This window comes from Beggiatoa leptomitoformis (assembly GCF_001305575.3).
In the GTDB taxonomy this organism is placed as follows: Bacteria; Pseudomonadota; Gammaproteobacteria; order Beggiatoales; family Beggiatoaceae; genus Beggiatoa; species Beggiatoa leptomitoformis.
Genome location: NZ_CP012373.2, coordinates 785067 through 807870 on the forward strand (window position 1 = coordinate 785067; position 22804 = coordinate 807870).

Annotated in this window: 21 protein-coding genes; 12 read left to right on the forward strand and 9 right to left on the reverse strand. The window is 41.4% G+C overall.

All coding sequences use genetic code 11. The annotated features are described in order from the left end of the window. Positions 1-922 precede the first annotated feature (922 nt). From alr to lysS, 7 genes are all read right to left on the reverse strand, one after another. Positions 923-1999 carry an alanine racemase gene (gene alr / locus AL038_RS03320; RefSeq protein ID WP_062149007.1) on the reverse strand — a complete coding sequence of 359 codons (1077 nt, stop codon included), beginning with the start codon at positions 1997-1999 and terminating at the stop codon, positions 923-925. A gap of 2 nt (positions 2000-2001) precedes the next feature. Next, positions 2002-3414, reverse strand: a complete 1413-nt coding sequence (dnaB, locus tag AL038_RS03325) for a replicative DNA helicase (protein ID WP_062149011.1) — start codon at positions 3412-3414, stop codon at positions 2002-2004. Between the two features lie 146 nt (positions 3415-3560). Further along, the gene (rplI, locus tag AL038_RS03330) at positions 3561-4010 is read right to left on the reverse strand and encodes a 50S ribosomal protein L9 (RefSeq protein ID WP_062149014.1); all 450 of its coding nucleotides are present in this window, start codon (positions 4008-4010) and stop codon (positions 3561-3563) included. 11 nt (positions 4011-4021) lie between these two features. Next, on the reverse strand, positions 4022-4288 hold the full coding sequence (gene rpsR, locus AL038_RS03335) for a 30S ribosomal protein S18 (protein ID WP_062149017.1): 267 nt from the start codon (positions 4286-4288) through the stop codon (positions 4022-4024). Further along, positions 4263-4685 carry a 30S ribosomal protein S6 gene (gene rpsF / locus AL038_RS03340; protein WP_062149020.1) on the reverse strand — a complete coding sequence of 141 codons (423 nt, stop codon included), beginning with the start codon at positions 4683-4685 and terminating at the stop codon, positions 4263-4265. Before rpsF ends, rpsR begins: the two co-directional genes overlap by 26 nt. Positions 4686-4880: 195 nt before the next feature. Continuing rightward, positions 4881-5312, reverse strand: coding sequence for an OsmC family protein (locus AL038_RS03345; protein WP_062149023.1), 432 nt, complete (start codon positions 5310-5312; stop codon positions 4881-4883). Positions 5313-5318: 6 nt separating this feature from the next. After that, positions 5319-6833, reverse strand: coding sequence for a lysine--tRNA ligase (gene lysS, locus AL038_RS03350; protein ID WP_062149026.1), 1515 nt, complete (start codon positions 6831-6833; stop codon positions 5319-5321). Between the two features lie 344 nt (positions 6834-7177). On the opposite strand from lysS, the gene AL038_RS03355 reads away from it, so the two are divergent. The 4 genes from AL038_RS03355 (at position 7178) to rraA (ending at position 13575) form a co-directional block, all read left to right on the forward strand. After that, positions 7178-8386, forward strand: a complete 1209-nt coding sequence (locus AL038_RS03355) for an aminotransferase-like domain-containing protein (protein WP_062149030.1) — start codon at positions 7178-7180, stop codon at positions 8384-8386. A 145-nt stretch (positions 8387-8531) separates the two neighbouring features. Continuing rightward, entirely contained in the window at positions 8532-11420 is a 2889-nt protein-coding gene (locus AL038_RS03360) for a class I SAM-dependent DNA methyltransferase (RefSeq protein ID WP_062149033.1), read from the forward strand. A gap of 56 nt (positions 11421-11476) precedes the next feature. Then, entirely contained in the window at positions 11477-12664 is a 1188-nt protein-coding gene (locus AL038_RS03365; protein ID WP_062149035.1) for an acetyl-CoA C-acyltransferase, read from the forward strand. 428 nt (positions 12665-13092) lie between these two features. Then, entirely contained in the window at positions 13093-13575 is a 483-nt protein-coding gene (rraA, locus tag AL038_RS03370) for a ribonuclease E activity regulator RraA (protein ID WP_062149038.1), read from the forward strand. 65 nt (positions 13576-13640) lie between these two features. Here the strand turns inward: rraA and AL038_RS03375 are convergent, their stop codons facing one another. Next, positions 13641-15131, reverse strand: coding sequence for an Ig-like domain-containing protein (locus tag AL038_RS03375; RefSeq protein WP_062149041.1), 1491 nt, complete (start codon positions 15129-15131; stop codon positions 13641-13643). Between the two features lie 404 nt (positions 15132-15535). On the opposite strand from AL038_RS03375, the gene nifN reads away from it, so the two are divergent. The 7 genes from nifN (at position 15536) to AL038_RS03410 (ending at position 19854) form a co-directional block, all read left to right on the forward strand. Continuing rightward, on the forward strand, positions 15536-16972 hold the full coding sequence (gene nifN / locus AL038_RS03380) for a nitrogenase iron-molybdenum cofactor biosynthesis protein NifN (RefSeq protein ID WP_062149044.1): 1437 nt from the start codon (positions 15536-15538) through the stop codon (positions 16970-16972). Between the two features lie 10 nt (positions 16973-16982). After that, on the forward strand, positions 16983-17426 hold the full coding sequence (locus tag AL038_RS03385) for a NifB/NifX family molybdenum-iron cluster-binding protein (RefSeq protein WP_236839447.1): 444 nt from the start codon (positions 16983-16985) through the stop codon (positions 17424-17426). A gap of 81 nt (positions 17427-17507) precedes the next feature. Beyond that, complete coding sequence (locus AL038_RS03390) at positions 17508-17987, forward strand: NifX-associated nitrogen fixation protein (protein ID WP_062149049.1); 480 nt, start codon at positions 17508-17510, stop codon at positions 17985-17987. A gap of 19 nt (positions 17988-18006) precedes the next feature. Further along, positions 18007-18213, forward strand: a complete 207-nt coding sequence (locus AL038_RS03395) for a CCE_0567 family metalloprotein (RefSeq protein WP_062149052.1) — start codon at positions 18007-18009, stop codon at positions 18211-18213. 97 nt (positions 18214-18310) lie between these two features. Next, complete coding sequence (fdxB, locus tag AL038_RS03400) at positions 18311-18607, forward strand: ferredoxin III, nif-specific (protein WP_236839449.1); 297 nt, start codon at positions 18311-18313, stop codon at positions 18605-18607. A gap of 109 nt (positions 18608-18716) precedes the next feature. Then, complete coding sequence (locus AL038_RS03405; protein ID WP_062149053.1) at positions 18717-19097, forward strand: hypothetical protein; 381 nt, start codon at positions 18717-18719, stop codon at positions 19095-19097. Between the two features lies 1 nt (position 19098). Then, positions 19099-19854: a DUF364 domain-containing protein gene (locus AL038_RS03410; RefSeq protein ID WP_062149056.1), complete on the forward strand. Its 756-nt coding sequence runs from the start codon at positions 19099-19101 to the stop codon at positions 19852-19854. On the opposite strand, the gene AL038_RS03415 is transcribed toward AL038_RS03410, so the two are convergent. Continuing rightward, positions 19836-20348, reverse strand: coding sequence for a hypothetical protein (locus tag AL038_RS03415; RefSeq protein ID WP_062149059.1), 513 nt, complete (start codon positions 20346-20348; stop codon positions 19836-19838). The two genes, AL038_RS03410 and AL038_RS03415, sit on opposite strands and share 19 nt — an antisense overlap. A gap of 346 nt (positions 20349-20694) precedes the next feature. On the opposite strand from AL038_RS03415, the gene AL038_RS03420 reads away from it, so the two are divergent. Then, positions 20695-22524 (forward strand): PHA/PHB synthase family protein, encoded by a 1830-nt coding sequence (locus tag AL038_RS03420; protein ID WP_083991413.1) that lies wholly within the window; start codon positions 20695-20697, stop codon positions 22522-22524. Positions 22525-22804 lie beyond the last annotated feature (280 nt).

Genomic DNA, 22804 nt, shown 5'->3' on the forward strand with positions numbered 1-22804 from the left:
CACACCTACGTTGTATTAGATAGGTTAGTTTAGAAATAAAAAAGGGCGTGACTGGGAGTCACGCCAAACCACCAAAGGAGGATGGAGGAGTCGGTTACTACATTGCCGTTTCCTCTTTTTTTTGTTTTTATGGAACGACAACTATAAAATTCTTAAAAAGGGGCGTGACTGGGAGTCACGCCAAACCACCAAAGGAGGATGGAGGAGTCGGTTACTGCATTGCCGTTTCCTCTTTTTTTTTGTTTTTGTGGAACGACAACTATAAAATTCTTAAAAAGGGGCGTGACTGGGAGTCACGCCAAACCACCAAAGGAGGATGGAGGAGTCGGTTACTACATTGCCGTTTCCTCTTTTTTTTGTTTTTGTGGAACGACAACTATAAAATTCTTAAAAAGGGGCGTGACTGGGAGTCACGCCAAACCACCAAAGGAGGATGGAGGAGTCGGTTACTGCATTGCCGTTTCCTCTTTTTTTTGTTTTTGTGGAACGACAACTATAAAATTCTTAAAAAGGGGCGTGACTGGGAGTCACGCCAAACCACCAAAGGAGGATGGAGGAGTCTTTTACTTTTACCAACGCAGTGTTCACTTCGTCACACTGGCTTGGTTTAGCAATCTGCTTTACTCAATTCTTTACTTGCTGGTTATACTAGCACAGTGTTTTGTGCAGTGCAACATTTGATTAGAAATATAGTATCCTTTCATCCCGAAGTCAAGTATTCAAAATCACCTTATTCCAACTCAGGACGAGTTGCAAAACAACTGCAACAAACAAACCACAACAAACAAGCTAAATAAGATACTTGCCTGTCAGTTGCGTAGAGTATAACAACTGCCCGTCTAATTGCAATACTCCCTTTAAATTCAATATATTGATATTTTTTAATGCGTGGACATAAAATTTCTCACCCTATGCCTTTACTTTATGTCCGCTCAATACGGGGTACGCGCTGACTAACATTACAAAGCAACTGATAAGGAATTGTTCCTGCAAGTGTTGCTATCTCTTCAATGGGTAGATTTCTCCCCCATAACACCACGACATCCCCTACTTTTGCGTTAGGCTGCGATCGTAAATCCACCGCTAACATATCCATTGACACCCGTCCGATTAACGGAACTCGTCTGCCATTCACTAAAACAGGCGTACCAGAAGGCGCGTGACGCGGATAACCATCAGCATAACCCACGGCTACAACACCAACGGGCATACTTTGTGGGCAACGCCATGTTGCGCCATAACCAATAGAATCCCCTTTACGGTACTGTTTTACACTGATTAATGCAGATTGTAACTGCATAACAGATTGTAATCCCTCATCTTTAGCAACAGTATCAGGAAATGGGGATACACCATATAACATAATGCCCGGTCGCACCCAATCACAATGAGTTGCTTGCCATGCTAAAATGCCCGCCGAATTTGCAAAAGAAGCTTCAGTTGAAATTCGTCGTAATAACTCATTAAAAACAGAAAGTTGCTCAATCGTTGTTTTATTTTGTCGCTCATCCGCACAACTTAAATGGCTCATCAACGGAACTGGTTTCAAGAGGGTATCGCACTGATTGAGACGTTTCCAAATTGCTTCTGTTTCTTCAGGGAGAAATCCTAAGCGGTGCATTCCTGTATCAACTTTCAGCCAGACTTTTACGGGCAATTGTGATGCCAATATATGCTCTATCTGCCACTGAGTATGAACCACGGTTTCCAATTGTTGAGCAGCAATAATTGGCAATTCATCAACAGAAAAAAAACCTTCTAACAACAGGATAGGTGTCGTTATTCCAGCATGACGTAATACCAATGCCTCATCTAACGAACAGACAGCAAAAGCATCGACCAACGTTGCTAGTACATTAGCAACTCTTACCGCCCCATGACCATAACCATCTGCTTTCAGGACAGCGATTACTTTTTGTTGAGGGGCAAGCTCTCGAATTCTCTGCACATTAGCACGCAAAGCGGATGAATAAATAATAGCTTGCGTTGGACGTGTCATACTTAATGTTCTCCGTGATAATAATCCATGGGGGAAAAGTTTTCGAAACGGGTTAAATGTCCTAAGAAAGTTAAACGTACCGTACCAATAGGACCATTTCGCTGTTTTGCGACAATAATTTCTGCCGTGCCTTTATCTTCGCTATCCTGATTATAAACTTCATCACGATAGATAAAAACAATCAAATCAGCATCTTGCTCAATAGAACCTGATTCACGTAAGTCTGACATCACAGGACGTTTATTCGGACGTTGTTCTAAACTACGATTTAATTGTGAAAGGGCAACAACGGGTACTTGTAATTCTTTAGCCAGTGCTTTCAGTCCACGCGAAATTTCAGAAACTTCAGTTGCACGATTTTCGCGGCTATCAGGAACTTGCATTAACTGCAAATAGTCGATAACAATCAGACCTAATTGACCGTGTTCACTGGCTAAGCGTCGCGCACGGGCGCGTAATTCAGTTGGATTTAAAGCGGGGGTATCGTCAATAAATAAAGGGGATTCAGATAATAAACCGATGGCAGAAGTAATATTAGGCCAATCATGGTCTTCTAATTTACCTGTACGGACACTTTGTTGATTAATACGGGCAAGAGAAGAAATTAAACGCATCGCAAGCTGTTCGCAAGGCATTTCCATACTAAAAACCGCAACGGGATGTTTGGCTTGAATGGCTACGTATTCAGCAATATTCATGGCAAAACTGGTTTTGCCCATAGAAGGGCGACCCGCAACAATAATTAAATCAGAACGTTGCAAGCCACTGGTTTGCTCATCAAAATCTTTAAAGCCTGTCGGAACACCTGTGATAGCGTTACCCGATTGATATAACAAGTCTATTTGGTCTAAGGTTTTGGTTAGAATCTCTTTAATTTCCCGAAATCCACCGCCCATCCTTGCCCCTTGTTCGGCAATTTCAAAAACTAATTTTTCTGCATTTTCTAATAATTCTGAAGGGTTGTTACCATTATATTGAAACGCACTGTCCATAATGGTAGAACCCACTTTGACCAATTCCCGCAATATTGCTTTTTCGCGCACAATATCGGCATACGCGGCAATATTTGCAGCACTCGGTGTGCTGTCTGCCAATAATCCTAAATAACCAATTCCGCCAATAACTTCCAACTTACCTTGTTTACTCAACCATTCGGATAAAGTAATCACATCACAAGGCTGTCCCATTTCGGACAACGTTTTAATGGCTTTGAAAATAAGTCTATGTTCAGGACGATAAAAATCACGTTCAGCTAAACGGTCAGCAATGGAATACCACGCGCCATTATTGAATAGCAAGCTACCCAATACAGACTGCTCAGCCTCAAGAGAATGGGGCGGTATTTTATGAGGAGAAACAGTTTCTCTAAGAGAAGAAACTAATTCTTGATCGGGATAAGGAGGTGGTTCCTGCATAAACGAACAAGGCGATCAGAAACCTAAAGGTTGATGAGTGATATTTTCTAAAGAAAACGACTCAGGATTGATGATGATACAACGAGCCATATAAAAAGGGGAGTTTTACATCCCCTTTTTACCCTGTCCATTGAGTTATCTAGGAATTAATTTTCCGAAACAACTTGTACAGTCAATAACACATTGACATCAGGATGTAAATGAACAGCAACTTCATGTTCACCCACGAAACGGATAGGACCTTCTTGCAAGCGGATTTCATGACGATCAACCGCAATGCCTGCGCCTGTTAAAGCTTGCGCAATATCGCCCGCGCTAACAGAACCAAATAACTTGCCTTCTACACCGACTTTACCAGAAATAACAACCGTCATTTCTTGTAATTGTGCAGCACGATCTTGGGCACTGGCTAACTTATCATGTTGTGCTTTTTCAAGCTCCGCACGACGCGCTTCAAAATTTGCAACGTTGTCTTTAGTGGCTAAAACCGCTTTACCATGAGGAATCAGGTAATTACGGGCATAACCCGCTTTGACTTTGACCATCGTGCCTAAGCCGCCCAAATTCGGGACTTTTTCCAGTAAAATGATTTCCATCTTGCTTCACCTTACTCGTGCGTATCGGTATAGGGCAATAATGCCAGATAACGCGCAAGTTTAATTGCTTTCGCTAATTGACGTTGGTAACGGGCTTTTGTGCCTGTAATCCGACTGGGAACAATTTTACCTGTTTCAGTCACATAACCTTTCAACGTGTTGAGGTCTTTGTAATCAATTTCCACAACTTTTTCGGCGGTGAAGCGGCAATATTTCTTACGACGGAAAAACCGTGAAGAACTTGCATTTCTTCTAGGAGACTTGTTCTTCTGATACATCGTCATCGTAATCCTCGTCTATGTCTAAATCATCAGCATCATAATCGTCATCAGCTTTTAAAGGCTGTTCACGCTCATCTTTCGCTTTAAACAGCGGAGATGGCTCAGTTACAGCCGCTTTGCGACTAATAATCAGATCACGAATGACGGCATCGTTAAAACGGAACGCGCTTTTTAATTCGCTTAATACTTCAGTGCCACACTCAATATTCATCAATACGTAATGGGCTTTATGTATCTTATTAATGGGGTATGCTAATTGGCGACGACCCCAGTCTTCCAAACGGTGAATCAGCCCTTCTTTGCTTTCGATCATCGCGCGATAGCGTTCGACCATAGCAGGGACTTGTTCACTTTGGTCTGGATGCACCAGAAACACAACTTCGTAATGCTTCATTCAGACTCCCTACGGATTATGCAGCTTTATCACAGTGACAAAGCAAGGAGAAAAAAAATAATACTTTAATGTACATGTAATCATACTGCGGTATAACAGTTGAGCCGAACATTCTAATCAGAATAGGCGGGAATAGCAATGCTTTTGTCACTGCGATGCAAGCAAATAAAACCCCCTTTACATGCACACCATTACTTATTCTGCTTTTGGCACTTCATCAACTATTTCATAATCATAAGTCAACTCAGCCGCTAGCTTTAACATAGCAGAAACAGAACAATATTTTTCCGCTGATAAATCCACCGCCCGTTTAACCTGCGCCTCTTTTAACTGTCGCCCTGTTACAACATAATGCAGATGAATTTTTGTATAGACTTTAGGAATGGTTTCTGCCCGCTCACCTTGCACCTCAATAACGCAATCCGTCATATCCTGCCGTGATTTTTGTAAAATACTCACGACATCCATTGCTGAACAACTGCCTAAACTTATCAGCAACAACTCCATAGGACGCGCACCCAAATTTCGCCCGCCAATTTCAGGTGAACCATCTAACACAATCGCATGACCACTTTCTGATTCCGCAACAAAGCAGGCATTTTCTACCCATTTAATCCGTACTTGCATGATGTGCTACTCGTGTTTCAAACGTAAATGCGGGAATAATAAGACATCACGAATAGAAGGTTGATTCGTCAACAACATCACTAAACGGTCAATCCCGATACCTTCCCCTGCGGTGGGTGGTAAACCATATTCTAAGGCTTGAATATAGTCAGCATCATAATGCATTGCTTCCTCATCACCTGCTTGTTTAGCTTCCACTTGTTGACGAAAACGCTCGGCTTGGTCTTCAGGGTCATTCAACTCAGAAAAACCGTTCGCAATTTCCCGTCCACCAATAAACAACTCAAAACGGTCAGTAATGCTTGGGTCTTTATCATTCATCCGTGCTAACGGTGAAATTTCCGTAGGATATTCCGTGACAAAGGTTGGGTCTTTTAACAAATGCTCGACAGTTTTATCAAAAATTTCAATTTGAATCTTACCAACACCATCGCTCTCATGCGGATGCACCCCTAGCCGTTTTGCTAACGCACGAATAGTATTTAAACTTTCTAAATCCGCTATGCAAATGTCAGGATTATGCTTCAAAATGGCGTTTTTAACCGAAATTCGCTCAAATGGCTTACCAAAATCATACACATCCTCTTGATAAGGCACGAGTGTTGAACCTAACAACGTTTCGGCTAACCCGCGAAATAACTCCTCAGTCAAATCCATCAAATGATGATAATTCGCATACGCCTGATAAAACTCCAACATCGTAAACTCTGGATTATGCCGTGTGGACACACCCTCATTACGAAAATTACGATTTAACTCAAAAACCCGTTCAAAACCACCCACCACCAAGCGTTTTAAATACAACTCAGGTGCAATACGCAAATACAAGGGCATATCTAAGGCATTATGATGCGTTACAAAAGGACGTGCTGCCGCGCCACCGGGGATAACGTGCATCATCGGTGTTTCCACCTCTAAAAAATCACGCTCGATTAAAAATTGCCGCGTATAACTAATGATTTGAGAACGTAATTTAAACGTATTACGGGTTTTTTCATTCATGATTAAATCAAGATACCGCTGACGGTAACAAGTTTCCTGATCTGTTAATCCATGAAATTTTTCAGGCAAAGAACGCAAGGCTTTACTGAGCAAACGGGCTGTACTGACCTTAACCGACAACTCGCCTGTTTTCGTTTTAAATACCGTTCCTTGTACGCCGATGATGTCGCCAATATCCCAATGTTTAAACGTCTCATACAAATTTTCAGGCAAGTCTTCTTTTTTTAAATACAACTGCATCCGCCCTGTCATATCCTGAATATGCACAAAAGCCGCTTTACCCATAATACGACGGGTCATAATACGCCCCGCAATTTTAGTATGGACATTGCGGAGTTCTAACGTTGATGCGTCTTGGCTTGCATATTCATCATGCAATAATTGCGCGGTGCTATTAGGACGAAAATCATTAGGAAACGCGATACCCGCTTGACGGATGGCGGCTAATTTTTCACGTCTTAACGCAATTTGCTCATTCTCGTCTTGCGGTTCAGCAGTCGGTACAAGTTGCTCAGTCATTTCATTACCTTTAATAAACGTATTTTCCAATTGAAGAACACAAACAAGAAAGACTGCCCAAATCAGAACTAAAAGACATATAACATTCCAATTCAGACAGCCTTTCACAGATAGTTTGAAAGTTTACCAAAAACACAACTACTTTTTCATTTTATAATGAGAGTAGAACAACGGTTAATAAAGACCACAATAATTAAACCACCTCTTTCAAAAAGAGGAATTGAGAAAGATTTTCCCGAGTTTATTAAGCCTAATGCAAGTTTCTTTATTTTAAGTTATTAACGACAACAACAGACTAATTTATAGTTAGCACTGGTTTCTTTATTTTTGTAGGACATTTCATCATGAATTCCCAATTTGCAGACAGAATGCGTAGCGCGCACCGTTCATTTATCCGTGAAATTCTCAAAGTAACCGAAAATCCTGAGATAATTTCATTCGCGGGAGGCTTACCCAATCCGCGTTTTTTCCCTGTAGAATCAATCGTCGCTGCTACCGCTAAAGTCATGCAAGATAAAATTGCCAATCCTTTACAGTACAGTACGACAGAAGGCTACGCACCCTTACGCGAATATATCGCCCACCGCTACGCAAAACGTCACGGCCTAAAAATAAACCCTAACGAAATTCTTATTACCAACGGCTCACAACAAGGCTTAGATTTAATTGGTAAAATTTTCCTAAACAAAGGGGATTTTGTCGCCTTAGAAAAACCTAGCTATCTTGGTGCAATACAAGCCTTCTCCCTATACGAACCCCAATTTCACACCGCTACCCTGCGCGATGATGGCATTGATACAGAACAACTAAGCGCGTTACTAGACCAACAACCCAGCAAATTGTTTTATACCATTCCCAACTTCCAAAATCCTTCAGGCATTACCTATTCCGACGCAAAACGCCGTGCAACTGCACAAGTTTTTCAACACCGCAACACCATCATTGTAGAAGATGACCCTTACGGCGAACTGCGCTTTATTGGGCAAGACCTACCGCCCCTAAAAAGCTACTTAGGCGACAACGCCATTTTATTAGGGTCTTTTTCTAAAATTGTCGCGCCCGGACTGCGTTTAGGCTGGATATGCGCACACAACGAGATTATTGAAAAATTAGTCATTGCCAAACAAGCAACCGATTTACAATCAAACACCTTATCACAACGCCTAGTTTATCAATATGTTACTGATAACGATTTAGACGCACACATTGCCACTATCAAACACCATTACGGAATACAACGAGATTTAATGGTATCGGCGATTGAACAACATTTTCCGCCCGAAGTAACCTACACCCGCCCAGAAGGGGGAATGTTTTTATGGGTGACACTACCAAACCCCCTCAGTGCAATGGATTTATTTAATCACGCAGCCAAAGCCAATGTTGCCTTTGTACCGGGAAAAGCCTTTTACGTAGATGGTAGTGGTAACAACACCTTACGCTTAAACTTCTCCAATGCCGACGCGCATATTATCGAAGAAGGTATTAAACGCTTAGGGCTGACAATTAAACAATTACTACTAGAAAAAACCGCTTGTCATATCGCGGCATAAAGCGAAAAAATTGTCTGAATTGGCATTGATAACCTTTAAAAATGTACCAAATTAAATGTAATCTTAATTCACTGAATTTACAGAATTAAAAACAACGCTGATTCAGACAATCTTTTTTAAAATAAATTTTACGCAAGGAAATCCTGTGACAGTTGACGAGTTTATTCAAATCTGGCGCGATTCTACACGGACAGAACGCTCTGCTTCGCAAGAACATTTTTTACAACTTTGTCACTTATTAGGCGAAAAAACCCCCGCCGAACTTGACCCCGATGGCGTATTTTTTACCTTTGAAAAAGGCGCGAATAAAACCACAGGCACGCGAGGCTGGGCAGATGTCTGGCTAAAAGGCTGTTTTGCTTGGGAATATAAAGGAAAAGGCAAAGATTTAAAAAAGGCCTTCGTACAATTACAACAATACGCGCTCGCCTTAGAAAATCCGCCATTATTAATCGTTTCCGATATGGAAACTATAGAAATTCATACCAATTTTACAAATACAGTTGCTGAAGTTCATCTGATTCAGCTAGAGGATTTACGCGACCCACAACAGTTTAAACTGCTTAAAACTTTATTTAATAAAGACAAAATTGATGAAGTTTTTAAACCTGCTAAAACCCGCGATGCTGTCACCTTAGAAATGGCGGAGCAATTCACCGAGTTAGCGCAACGTTTACGCAGTCGTGGACATGACCCGCATCAAGTCGCTCATTTTATCAATCGCCTTGTTTTTTGCATGTTTGCTGAAGATATAGGCATTTTACCAAAAAGTTTATTTACAACTTTATTAGAGTCGGTTTTAAAGCAGATACGAACAGGGAAAAATCGTTTTCAACAGCGGATGAGCGAATTATTCGCCATTATGCAAACAGGTGGCGATTTTGGACTGGAAGAAATCGACTGGTTTAATGGCGGTTTGTTTGATGATGATGGTGCATTACCTTTAGAAAAAGCCGATGTTGAGCATTTATTACGTGCAGCACGTCATGATTGGAAAGATATTGAACCTTCTATTTTTGGAACGTTGTTTGAGCGCGGTTTAGACCCCGATAAACGCAGTCAATTAGGCGCGCATTATACTGACCGTGATTCTATTTTACGGATTTTAGAGCCTGTTATTTTTGCCCCGTTAAATACAGAATGGGAACAGATAAAATTACAAATTCAGTCTTTATTAGAAAATATAGGTAAAGGAACGCGCAAGGCAAAAAAATCTAAAAATGAGCTTGAAGCAGATGGCTTATATCATGGCTTTTTAGAGCGGTTAAATAATCTGCAAGTGCTTGACCCTGCTTGTGGTTCTGGGAATTTTTTATATTTAACTTTGCTAGGCTTAAAAGATTTAGAAAATAAAGTATTGATTGATGCAGAAATGATGGGCTTAGAAAGACAATTTCCGCGTGTCAGTCCAAAAAGTTTAAATGGGATTGAAGTAAATCCTTACGCCGCAGAATTAGCGCGCGTTACGGTATGGATTGGACAAATTCAGTGGGTATTGGGACATGGTTATGATTTACCAAAAAATCCTATTTTAGAGAAATTGGATAATATTGAATGTTGCGATGCTTTATTAACCCATACAGGGATAGAAAAAAATTGGAAAACTGTTGATTTTATTGTAGGTAATCCGCCATTTTTGGGCAATAAAAAAATGATTTCTATTCTGGGTGAGGATTACGTTAATCAATTACGGGCGTTGTTTCAAGGACGGGTTGCGGGTGGTGCGGATTTAGTTTGTTATTGGTTTGAAAAAGCGCGGGCGCAGTTGGAACAAGGGCGAGTGCAAGCGGTCGGGCTGGTTTCCACAAATTCTATTCGTGGCGGTAGTAATCGTAAAGTCTTGGATAGAATCGGCGAAACGGGGCAAATTTTTCAGGCGTGGAGTGATGAACCTTGGATTAATGAAGGGGCTGCGGTGCGGGTGTCGTTGGTTTGTTTTACTAGCCCAGAAAAACAGCAGTTTTATCCCATCACAACGTTAGATAATCAGGTAACTTCTGAAATTTATAGCGATTTGACCACGCCGAATACAGCGCAAACTTTAGATTTAACGAAAGCGAAACCATTGGCAGAAAATGCGAGCGTCGCTTTTCAAGGAACAATAAAAGTTGGGGCGTTTGATATTGCTGGCGATTTAGCCCGCGAGTGGGTTAAATCTTCTTTTAATCCTAATGGAAAGCCAAATAGTGATGTTTTGCGTCCTTGGGCAAATGGCATGGATGTTGTACGTCGTTATTCAGATACTTGGATTATTGATTTTGGCGTAAATATGTCTGAAGACGATGCCAGTTTGTATGAAAAACCATTTGAATATGTTGTAAAAAATGTTAAACCAAAACGTGTAGGTAAGCGAGAAGAGCGTGCTAATGAAAAATGGTGGATTTTACAAAGAAGTCGCCCAGAAATGCGTTTAGCACTTAAACCATTATTTCGTTTTATTATTACTTCCAGAGTTTCAAAATACCGTCTTTTTATTTGGATGGACAAAACTGTTTTACCAGATTCAAGACTTTATGCGATTGCGCGCGAGGATGATACAACTTTTGGAATCTTACATTGTCGTTTTCATGAGTTATGGAGTTTAAAAACATGTTCATGGCACGGTGTAGGCAACGACCCAACTTATAACGCACATTCATGTTTTGAAACATTCCCCTTTCCCGATGGTCTAAGCCCCAACATTCCCGCCAGCGAATACGCTGACAATCCTCACGCCCAAGCGATAGCCAAAGCCGCGCAACGTTTAAACGAATTGCGGGATAATTGGCTAAATCCGCCTAATCTGGTGCAACGTGTTCCCGAAATCGTCGCAGGTTATCCCGAGCGAATTTTACCGATGAACGCCGAAGCCGAAAAAGAACTAAAAAAACGCACGCTGACTAATTTATACAACCTAAAACCACAATGGCTTGTCAAAGCGCATGAAGTATTAGATAACGCAGTCGCCACCGCTTACGGCTGGGAACATCATTTGAGTGATGACGACGTGTTAGCGCGATTACTCGCGTTAAATTTAGCCCGAAGTGAAAAATAACCCTATTTACTGATTATAAAAAACAATCCCTAAAAATTACCAAAGGAGAAAAACACATGACCATAGACCCGATTGTTATTGTCAGTTATGCCCGTACTGCAATGGGTGGATTTCAGGGCATTTTTAACAACGTCAGCGCGCCCGAGTTGGGTGGCACAGCGATTAAAGCCGCTGTCGCACGTGCAGGCTTGCAAGCTGACGATATTCAAGAAGTATTAATGGGTTGCGTATTACCCGCAGGATTAGGACAAGCCCCCGCACGTCAAGCCGCATTATTGGGCGGTTTACCTGTTCATGTGGGTTGCACAACAATTAGTAAAGTTTGTGGCTCGGGCATGAAAGCGACGATGTTAGCCCATGATTTATTAGTAGCAGGCACACAAGACATCATCCTTGCGGGCGGTATGGAAAGCATGAGCAACGCACCGTATTTGCTCCCTAAAGCACGCGCTGGCTACCGTTTAGGACATGGACAAATCATCGACCACATGTTTTTTGACGGTTTAGAAGATGCGTACTTTGACAAAGGGCGATTAATGGGAACATTTGCCGAAGATTGCGCAAGTCTGTATCACTTTAGCCGTGAAGACCAAGACCAGTTTGCAATTACTTCTTTACATCGCGCCCAAAAAGCCATTGCTGAGGGATTATTTCAACGAGAAATAACCCCTTATTTATTAACCGATAAAAAAGGCGATGTATTACTGGCAGAAGATGAGCAACCGAATAAAGCCAATATCAGCAAAATTCCCTCATTAAAACCTGCCTTTAAAAAAGATGGGACGGTAACGCCTGCTAATTCCAGCTCGATTTCTGATGGTGCTGCTGCCTTAGTATTAATGCGCCGTTCCACCGCAGAACAGCGTGGCATTAAACCGCTCGCCGTCATTCACGGACACACAACCCACGCACAAGCACCCAATTTATTCACCACTGCACCCATTGGCGCAATCAATGCCTTATTTCAAAAAACAGGCCTTACCGCACAACAAATTGATTTATACGAAATTAACGAGGCTTTTGCAGTTGTAACGATGGCCGCCATGCAAACCTTGCAACTGCCCGCTGAAAAAGTAAACGTGCATGGTGGTGCTTGCGCGCTAGGGCATCCGATAGGGGCATCAGGTGCGCGCATTATCGTCACATTACTAGCGGCATTAGAACAATACGATTTAAAAATGGGTGTTGCATCCTTATGTATTGGCGGTGGAGAAGCGACCGCAATCGCCATTGAAAGGGTTTAAAATTGGATTTTCAGGATTTCAAGATTGTCTGAATCAGGATTTTCAGAATTAACAGAATTTAAAAGCGTTAATTTTTTGTCTTTAATAATTCTGAAAATTCTGTTAATTCAGTAAATTCTGGTTCAGACAGTATTTTCTTTATCTTTATCAAGATTGTCTGAATCAGGATTTTCAAAATTATCAGAATTATCAGAATTTAAAAGCGTTAATTTTTTGCCTTTAATAATTCTGAAAATTCTGTTAATTCAGTAAATTCTGGTTCAGACAGTATTTTCTTTATCTTTATCAAGATTGTCTGAATCAGGATTTTCAGAATTAATAGAATTTAAAAGCGTCAATTTTTTGCCTTTAATAATTCTGAAAATTCTGTTAATTCAGTAAATTCTGGTTCAGACAATCTTTATCTATTCATTTAAAAGGATATTATTGTGGAGTATGTAACGGCTGATTTATGTGACAAATACCCTAAAGTGGTAAAAGTTGCTGACCCTATTTTCCGCAGTTTTGGGGCAAAACGCTCTTTTGGCGGACAAATTAAAACGCTAAAAGTGCATGAAGATAATGTGCTGGTTAAAGAATTATTAGGAACAGCGGGCGAGGGAAGAGTGCTGGTTATTGATGGCGGTGCGTCTTTACGTTGCGCATTGGTTGGGGACATCATCGCAAAATCGGCGGTTGATAACGGTTGGGCGGGTATCATTGTTTATGGATGTATCCGCGATTCTGCCATGATAGACACAATGCAAATTGGCATTAAAGCGTTAAACACGCATCCATTAAAAAGTTATAAACATGGGCGCGGTGATAAAGATTTCCCTGTTAGTTTTGCAGGGGTTACATTTTTTCCTGAGCATTATGTTTATGCCGATGCGGATGGCGTTATTGTCGCAGAACATGCGCTAGAAATGTAAAAACAAAAGCCTTCTAAGTTTTAAAGGCTTAGAAGGTTTGTTTTATTAATTTAATTCAGTAAGGTTTATGGATTAATTAAAATCCGTATAGGAATTTCTGCATTAAAAACAATCGTTCCATCTGTCAAACGATAGCCAAAAAAGACTTGTAATAAGCCTGTTCCGACAAAATAGCCTGTGTACATTTTTACTTCTTGTGCAGAGGCTAAACTCACATCATTGATAAACGGTTCTAACGTTGTCGGGTTTAAATCCCAACTTGCGATGACTCCCCCCGTTTCTAACATAAAGAAATAGGTTGCACTGCTTTCTATGGGCAAAGGCGTATAACCTGCGATAACTAAAATATCAGCAGTCGCGCCGATGTGGTCTTCTTGCACTAAAATAGAGCCTTCAATCACCACCCTATCACTTAACACTTGCTCTACTTGTTGCACGTAGGCTTGTCCATTAACGGCAATTCCACCGCTAAATGTCGCACTGGTATTTAATAAACTGCCATCAGGTTTTAACGTGGCAGAAAACCCCAAACTGGGTAATGCCAATAAAGGAGAAACAACATTAACCATCACGCTACCTGTAACGGTTGAATTAGCAAGTGTTGCAACAAGTCTATATGTACCCTGTGTTTCTGGTGCAGTAAAACGGGTTTTCGCTTCTCCATTGGTATCGGTTATCGCGTTGGAGGGGGACACTCCTGTTGTTAGCGTCGTCCCTGTTGGCGTTAGCACAGAAAAGTTTAAACTGCGATTTGTCACGGCGTTACCATAAGCATCGGTTAGTTTAAAGACAACATTGCCCGAGCTTTGTCCTGCGGGTAAACGAAAATCTGAGGTTAATGAAGAGATTAATGCAGGCGCACCTGCAAGAAAAGTTACGCCCGCGCTCCCTGTTTTACTGGGATTCGTCGCAAGGCTTGCAACCACAGAATATGTTCCTGTTTTTTGCGCAGCAATGGCTTGTGTCCGCACTAAACCTTGTGCATCACTAATGGCGGTTGTAACAGTCACCCCATTGCTAATCGTAATACCCACCGCATTAACTAAGGTAAAATTCACCGTCACATTGCTGGCTAATTCATTATTCGCATTGACCACACGAAAGATAATAGGGGTTGAATTTTCCCCCGCCGCAACGGTTTGACACACGCCATCAACGGAAAATACTGTGTCAACGCCACTCACTGTAATGCCTGTACCTGCAATCTGACTGGGGTCATCCGCAAGATGTGCGGTTAGGGTGTAACGTCCGGGCGTATTATTTGCGCGTAACGCAGTAATTGCCTCACCTTGCGCATCGGTTAATGCTGTAAAGACCTGTAAACTACCGTTAGCTTGATTACATGCCATATTTGTTAAAGTAAAATCAACAACAACCCCGCTTAAAGGATTCCCCGTTGTATCTAACGCTCGAAACACAACAACTTCTGAAGGTGCATCAGAAGGAATCGTTTGATTGCCTCCACTAGCAAGAATGAGCGCGGCGGCTGCCGTTTGCACCCATAACCAGCCACTCAGAATAACCAGCCAACACGCGATTTTTCCATAATGACGCATCGTTAAAACCTCTTAATTAAAGTAATTTTTAAAGAGAATAGCTTAAATGATTGGTACTGTTATTTTTCATTATTAATAGTGTAACCATTTCTGTAAAAAATGTCGGTATTCTCTATTATTAACCCTAAAAAATAAAGAAAAACAATAGATAATACCGCGCAAAGCAGTCGTGTCCACACCCCCCTTGTAAGATGTATTAGGCGCATCTTGTTGTAAACAAGTTTATTCAGTCCACTGTTCAATAATGGTGCAATCAAGCCATAATCGCGGTAATTGTCATGTTTCTTACAAAACGACAAACGATAATAAACTGAAAAATATCATATTTTTATTGGCATATCCATTGCAGACCTCATAACTCATAAAAATGATGAGTACGTAATAATAAGCAAGGGGTTGTTGATATGGCTGAGATTCTAAAACGCAATAAAGCTCTCTCGGTCAGTCCTTTAAAAACCAGCCAACCTATTGGGGCATCGCTCGCTTTTCTCGGCTTTCAAAAATCTATGCCGATGATGCACGGTTCTCAGGGTTGTACTGCGTTTGGCAAAGTCTTTTTTGTGCGCCATTTTCGTGAACCTGTTCCATTACAAACAACTGCAATGGACCAAGTTAGTTCGATTATGGGTGCAGACGACAGTGTCGTAGAAGGATTGAAAGCGATTGCAGAAAAAAGTAAGCCCGCCTTAATCGGTGTGGTAACAACGGGTTTATCCGAAACACAAGGGACGGATATTCGCCGTACTGTAAAAGTTTTTCGTGAGCAATATCCTGAGTTTAATCATGTTAAAGTTGTTCCTGTCAATACCCCCGATTTCGTTGGCTGTTTAGAAAGTGGTTTTGCTTTAGCGGTGACGGCAATGATTGAGTATTTAGTGCCAACCGCAGAAGAAGCTAAAACCCAGCCCGCAATGCGTCCTCGTCAAGTCACTGTTTTAGCAGGTTCAACGCTAACACCGGGTGATGTCGAATATTTAGAAGAAACCATTGAAAGCTTTGGTTTACGTCCTGTTTTTATTCCCCATTTAGGCGATTCGCTCGACGGACATGTCAGTGATGGATATTTAGAATATACCTCATTAACAATGGGTGGCACGGCGGTTTCTGAGTTTGAAACGCTGGGTATGTCTGCTGCAACGTTGGTTATTGGACATTCTTTAACCAAAGCCGCTAATTTGTTGCAACAAAAAACAGGCGTACCCGATTATCGCTTTGATAGTTTAATGGGAATTGAAGCTGTTGACCGTTTTTTAACCGCATTACAAACCATTTCGGGAACACCCGTTCCCGCAAAATACGAACGACAACGCACGCAATTACAAGATGCGATGTTGGATACGCATTTTATGTTAGGACAAGCCCGCATTGCCGTTGCTGGCGACCCTGATGAAGTGTATGGCTTTAGCCAGTTTTTGGTTGGAATGGGCGCGGAAATTGTCACCGCAGTCGTGTCTAGCCACGTGCATACAGGGATTTTAGAACAAATCCCAACCGCAAGTGTTAAAGTGGGTGATTTGGAAGATGTGGAAAAGTCAGCAAAAGCCCAACACGCACAAATCCTAATTGGAAATTCTCATGCGGTTGAATCTGCGGCGCGTTTAGGCATTCCTATTCTGCGGGCGGGTTTTCCACAATATGATTTTGTGGGTGGCTATCAACGCACATGGATTGGCTATAAAGGCAGTCGGCAAACCTTGTTTGATTTAGCAAATTTGATGTTAAGTCAACATGCTAACCATGAAATTAAACCCTATTATTCCCGTTACGCGCAAAAACAGGATTATCAGGAGTCGGCTTATGCTTCTCCAACGACATTTACGGATAGTAGCCTGCAACACTGAGGAACACGCCATGGACACCAGCGCGATTCAAGTCGCTTTTGCAAGCACTGACATGAAAACCGTTAATCAACATTTTGGTTCATCGGAATCTTTTGTGATTTATTCAGTCACTGCAACCAGTGCCACGCTAAGAGAGGCGGCACAATTTCAAGCCTACGCCCAAGATGGTAATGAAGATAAATTAGCTGAAAAGTTTAAATTATTAGAAGGGTGTGCCGCTGTTTATTGCCAAGCAATTGGTGGTTCTGCCATTCGTCAATTGACTGTACAGGGTATTCAGCCTGTCAAAGTGAGCGAAGGGGCAACGATTCATGAATTGTTGGAAAGCCTACAAACAGAATTACGCAATGGCCCGACAAATTGGTTAGCCAAAGCAGTACAGAAACAACAGAAAAGCGGTGATAGTAATAACAATCGCTTTGATGAGATGGAAGCAGAAGGCTGGAACGAATAAATGTAGGTGTTTTTGCAGGCTTTTGTGCTTGTGTAAATATCAATCTGATTTTTATAATCTCTTCTTAGGAGTAATGACACAATGAGTACTGGATTAGCCTTAGCCATTGAAGATGAAAATCCCTTGTTAGAATCTGATTTCTGTAAAGAAATGGTCAAACAAATGCGGGCGTTAGATACCTATGATATGTATGAAAAATGGTCGCCTGCACGGATTTTATCCCCACTCGTCCTTACCAAAGAGCGCAAGGCTGAAATTCCTGTTATCGGCGACCCTGACGACATCACCATGTCACGGGTGAAAGCCTATTACAATGCAATCGCCAGCCTGGTTGAAAAGGATAGTAATGGTTTAATGGCAGTTCCCATGATTAATTTAAGTCATGAAGGTTTTGGTCGTGCCATTATTACTACTGGTAAATTAGTGGTTGTTGATAAAACATTGCGTGATATTCACCGTTTTGGTTTTAAAACCTTAGAAGGAATGCACGAAGAAGCGACTAAAATTGTTGCTGCTGCGGTAGAACGGTTGAATAAGTATCGTGAGGTTGCGGAGTTATAAGCATTAAGGAGCTTGCCCGATGAGTGAAGAAGAATTAAAAAGTCTGCAAAAAGAAGTTGCAAAAAGAAAACGCATTGCCAGTGAGTGGGCTTCTCAACTGCATGATTTAGTAGAAGACCGTTTACCCGCAGGGTTTGAAGAAATCCCCGGTATTGCCCAATCCACTTATGATGCTTGTAAAGACTGGGAAGAAGCAAACAAGGCATTAAAAGCGGCGGGTGGTTAGTTTTTTGTTATTGCTGTTAAAAACATGGCTTGCATCGGATGAGATGTAGGTCATGATTCTGCAACAGTTATTCGTTAATATCAGTGAGAAATCAATCATGTCAAACATCACAGGAATCACACGTGGCGGCACAGCTTGGGAGCCTGCCTTTATTACCGCATTAAATCAAACCACCTGTATTGGCTGTGGACGCTGTTACAAGGTCTGTCCACGCAATGTTTTTGAATTAGTTGAACGTAGCGATGTCCTTGAAGATGAAGACATGGACGAAGATGATGATAACATGATGGTCATGGCGATTGTTGACGCAATGGACTGTATTGGTTGTCAATCCTGTGCGCGGGTTTGTCCAAAGAATTGTCATACGCATGAGCCACAAGGTCTTGCTGCATAAAGTTATCGTCATATAAACTGAAAGATTGTAGGTGCGAATTTATTCGCACACTGTGCTATTTCAATTCGTGCGAATCCGTTCGCACCTACAACTTATAACAATTGACACTATGATGAGTGAAGAAGTAGAAAAACGCTTAAAACAAGTTCGCATTCTCGGTGAAGCAATTCGCGCATCGATGTGTAACGAATTACATAAAATGGGTTTTAAAGACGCTGATACGCTTGTTGGTCGGTTTGACATGGCACATTTTGAGTTAAGTCGTGACCCCTATGATGGGCAAGAAAGTTTAAAAGGGACATGGCGCAACGGTAAAGGGCATAGCGTTGGGAGTATTTTGTTTTATCCTGACGGCGCGTTTTATGCCGAATACGATATCGTTCGTCCCCATCCCTCACAAGAAAAATGGTTTGTTGAAGCCGTCACCGCTTGGGGACGGGGTGACCAAGTAAAAACTGAACCGCGCTTGTTGCCGTCTTTAACGGATTAGCATGACAACAAACCCACATGCAATTTATGAATGTCTGCTAGATCGTGTCAGTTCCGCTTTGATTGAAGAAGTCTTGATTGGCTTAACATGGACATTGTGTCGTACAGATACCTACACAGGATTAGCCATGAGTCCGCCCGTGCTGAGTCGCACACTGGCATGGTCAGGCAGTTTGGTGGGTAAAAACGCGATGGATTTGGCTAGTTGGGTGCGCTCATGGAATCCACATGAAGCGGTTATTGGAATGGCCGCGATTAATGCCGTGATTAATGCAGGTGCAGACGCGCTTTATACTCAAGCGCGACGCTTACCCAATACGACATTGGCGAATCTTGCTGTATTTGATTATTTTCTTCCCGATTTGCAAGGACAAAAAGTTGTCGTCGTTGGACGTTACCCCTTTTTAGAACGTTATAGCCAGCAAATGGATTTAACCGTTTTAGAACGCAACCCGACGGCTGATGACTATCCCGACCCTGCCTGCGAATTTCTGCTACCTGAAGCCGATTGGGTTTTTTTAACCGCAAGCTCTATTCCAAACAAAACTTTTCCGCGTTTAGCTGAATTATCCAAACAGGCAAAACTTGTGTTGATGGGGGCAACAGTGCCTTGGCTACCAGAATTAGCTACCTTTGGCGTGGATTTTTTGGCGGGCGTGAAAATAGAAAACCCCACTCAGTTGCGACAAACCGTTGCCGAAGGCGGTGGGGTTAAGATTTTTGAACAAGGCGCAACGTATCACGTATTAGCGTTATAATTTGAGTCCACGATAGAAACGTTTTTTGTCAACATATTTAAGCAATCCGCAGGACAATATATTTGTAACTGAGCCAATATTTTCTTTGGAAAAAATAAGGGAATTGTCGGCAATTGGCGTAGTGTAATTTTAATAATCGCTATCTTTAGAAAAACTGTTAATTCTTCAATCTGTTGAATTTCTGACCAAGGAATTAATAAAGGTTTATGTCCTACTCGCAAGGGTAAAATAACCTTGATTAAAAGCCCTTCCGCCGTTACTCCCAGCGTTAAACAATTGTTATATCCCCAAAAAAACCAGCGTAATGCCATGCTTTGGAATGACCAATGACATATTGTCGTTGGTAGCGGGATTGGTGCGGCATAATGCCGTGCTAAAGTCAGCCAACCGCTTAAAAATGCGATAAGTAGTAAAATCATGCTCCACAACAGTACAAATGCAATACTGCCAATACTCGCCAATATAATAAGATAACCTGTTGATAAATCGCTCATAATATTTTACCTGTTTGGTATCAATTTAGTGTGCATTTATTCGCACAAGGTGTTTAATTATTCTCAAAGTAATCGATTAAACGCATACTTAACTTTATTCTCATAAGTCATCGTATTAAATTGATTAAGTATGCAATAACGAGCGTTCACGTCCATTAAAAACAGATAAACTGTAGTGACTTTTAGGTTAAGCGTATATTATCAGGAGGACTACCTCACCTTTTTGACGACATCAGAGAATAAAAAAAGTTATATCTCAAGCGGTGATAATTCTAAGTGTTTTGATTTAAAAATATAAAATACACTATATATAGTGACTACAATCAATCACCATCAAGGAGTATGTATGCCTTATTCCAACCCCTTGCCACTCAACGAACTAACGGTACAAATGAGTAAATTATTTGAACCCTTTGGCATAAGCCAAGATGAGTTCATGACACGATTTGGTAATGTTTTTGACCCTTTTGGACTTTTTTCAGAAAAATCAGAAAAAGTCGCTAAAGACTTATTAAAATCGGTTGACCCTTTTGGGATTACCCAATCTTATTTAGATGTACAAAAAGCATGGCTTAATCACCCAAAAGAACTGTCAGATGGTTTATTACAACTGAGTAAAGACAGTTGGGCAGTACAATTGCAAACATGGGAACGGTTTGGCGGGTTTATTGTGCAAGATTCTGTTCCTGTTAATGAATATGATGAACGTTTTCAAGAACCAGAATGGATAGAAAACCCTTATTTAGACACGATTAAAGAAATTTACCTGCTTTATACCCGCTGGATTGAAGACAGCATTTATAAAACACCCAACATTTCCGAAAAAACCCGAGATAAAGCAGGGTTTTGGATGCGGCAAGTGCTAAATGCAATTTCACCCAGTAATTATTTTTGGACCAATCCTGTTGCTGTCAAACGGTTTATCGAAACAGGCGGACAAAGTCTGGTTAAGGGCTTAGAAAATTTCATTACTGACACCAAATATAAAACCATCCGCATGGTGGATAATACCGCGTTTACCGTTGGCGGTAATTTAGCCAATACGGCAGGTTCTGTGGTATATCGCTCACCCTTATTTGAATTGATTCAGTACAAACCACAAACAGAGAATGTTCACCAAATTCCGCTGTTATTTGTCCCGCCATGGATTAACAAATTTTACGTACTGGATTTAGGCGAACAAAAAAGTTTTGTCCGTTGGCTAGTTGCACAAGGTTATACCGTTTTTATCATCAGTTGGAAAAACCCAACAGAAGCGATGCGGAATACCTCGCTAGATGACTACATGCTCAAAGGCGTGTTAGAAGCCGCAAATGTTGCCAAACAAATTACGAACGCCCCCCATATTCATGCTGTAGGTTACTGCATCGGTGGAATTATTTTAACCGCATTGATGGCATGGCTGGATGCAGACGTACAAGGTGACATTACCAGCCCAATTCATTCATGGAGCTTATTCGCAACACTGGTGGATTTTGAGAATCCGGGTGAAATCAAAGTATTTATCGATGAAGAAACGATTAAACACATTGAAGAAATGATGAGTGAACATGGCTACTTGTCAGGCGATAACTTAGCCGATTCTTTCCGAATGTTGCGTTCTAACAGCTTGATTTGGCACTACTACGTCCATAACTATTTGTATGGTGAAGAATTGCCACAATTTGATGTCCTTGCATGGAATATGGATAGCACACGTTTACCTGAAGCCATGCACTCCTTCTACTTGCGCGAATTTTACTTACATAACAAATTCATGCAACCTAATGGGGTTACATTAGGGGGTCGTCCCATTGATGTCCGAAAAATTACCCAACCCCTATATGCTGTTGGCGCGGAGCAAGACCATATCGCACCTTGGAAAGAAACGTTCAAAATGTGTGGATTAGTCAAAAGCCCCGTGCGTTACGTGTTAGCAACATCAGGGCATATACTTGGAATTATTTCCCCACCAGCGAATCCACCAAAACGTCGTTATTGGGTGAGCGATGCAACAGGGCAGCTAGATGCCGATGCGTGGGTTACAGCAACCCCTAAAGTACAAGGTTCATGGTGGGAAGATTGGGATAAATGGTTAGGACAACAGTGTGGTGAGATGGTTGCACCGCCAACTATTGGCAGTGAACAATTCCCCGACCTTTGTCCCGCACCGGGAACGTATGTATTAGAAAAGTAGTATTTAACACCTGTAGGTACGTGTTTATGCGTACCTACTTTTTTGTTTATTTTGATGATTTTTAAAAATAGTACCCACCAAATCTATCCTACATGACAGACGAAACCCTTTACTAACTGATGTAACACTGTTTTACAACAACGACTTAAATCAATATAGTCATCATTATCATTGAAAATCAACGCAAACGATACCATTCAACCCCTAACTAATTTATTTAAAACGGCAATATCCCGTCAAAACTTAAGTGCGTTTGCAACAGCTTTACGACCGAACTAAT

Excerpts from the sequence above, each read along its gene's own strand:
- alr (WP_062149007.1), bottom strand. The coding sequence starts at position 1,999 with ATGACACGTCCAACGCAAGCTATTATTTATTCATCCGCTTTGCGTGCT.
- dnaB (WP_062149011.1), bottom strand. The coding sequence starts at position 3,414 with ATGCAGGAACCACCTCCTTATCCCGATCAAGAATTAGTTTCTTCTCTT.
- rplI (WP_062149014.1), bottom strand. The coding sequence starts at position 4,010 with ATGGAAATCATTTTACTGGAAAAAGTCCCGAATTTGGGCGGCTTAGGC.
- rpsR (WP_062149017.1), bottom strand. The coding sequence starts at position 4,288 with ATGTATCAGAAGAACAAGTCTCCTAGAAGAAATGCAAGTTCTTCACGG.
- rpsF (WP_062149020.1), bottom strand. The coding sequence starts at position 4,685 with ATGAAGCATTACGAAGTTGTGTTTCTGGTGCATCCAGACCAAAGTGAA.
- AL038_RS03345 (WP_062149023.1), bottom strand. The coding sequence starts at position 5,312 with ATGCAAGTACGGATTAAATGGGTAGAAAATGCCTGCTTTGTTGCGGAA.
- lysS (WP_062149026.1), bottom strand. The coding sequence starts at position 6,833 with ATGACTGAGCAACTTGTACCGACTGCTGAACCGCAAGACGAGAATGAG.
- AL038_RS03355 (WP_062149030.1), top strand. The coding sequence starts at position 7,178 with ATGAATTCCCAATTTGCAGACAGAATGCGTAGCGCGCACCGTTCATTT.
- AL038_RS03365 (WP_062149035.1), top strand. The coding sequence starts at position 11,477 with ATGACCATAGACCCGATTGTTATTGTCAGTTATGCCCGTACTGCAATG.
- AL038_RS03375 (WP_062149041.1), bottom strand. The coding sequence starts at position 15,131 with ATGCGTCATTATGGAAAAATCGCGTGTTGGCTGGTTATTCTGAGTGGC.
- nifN (WP_062149044.1), top strand. The coding sequence starts at position 15,536 with ATGGCTGAGATTCTAAAACGCAATAAAGCTCTCTCGGTCAGTCCTTTA.
- AL038_RS03385 (WP_236839447.1), top strand. The coding sequence starts at position 16,983 with ATGGACACCAGCGCGATTCAAGTCGCTTTTGCAAGCACTGACATGAAA.
- AL038_RS03390 (WP_062149049.1), top strand. The coding sequence starts at position 17,508 with ATGAGTACTGGATTAGCCTTAGCCATTGAAGATGAAAATCCCTTGTTA.
- AL038_RS03395 (WP_062149052.1), top strand. The coding sequence starts at position 18,007 with ATGAGTGAAGAAGAATTAAAAAGTCTGCAAAAAGAAGTTGCAAAAAGA.
- fdxB (WP_236839449.1), top strand. The coding sequence starts at position 18,311 with ATGTCAAACATCACAGGAATCACACGTGGCGGCACAGCTTGGGAGCCT.
- AL038_RS03405 (WP_062149053.1), top strand. The coding sequence starts at position 18,717 with ATGATGAGTGAAGAAGTAGAAAAACGCTTAAAACAAGTTCGCATTCTC.
- AL038_RS03410 (WP_062149056.1), top strand. The coding sequence starts at position 19,099 with ATGACAACAAACCCACATGCAATTTATGAATGTCTGCTAGATCGTGTC.
- AL038_RS03415 (WP_062149059.1), bottom strand. The coding sequence starts at position 20,348 with ATGAGCGATTTATCAACAGGTTATCTTATTATATTGGCGAGTATTGGC.
- AL038_RS03420 (WP_083991413.1), top strand. The coding sequence starts at position 20,695 with ATGCCTTATTCCAACCCCTTGCCACTCAACGAACTAACGGTACAAATG.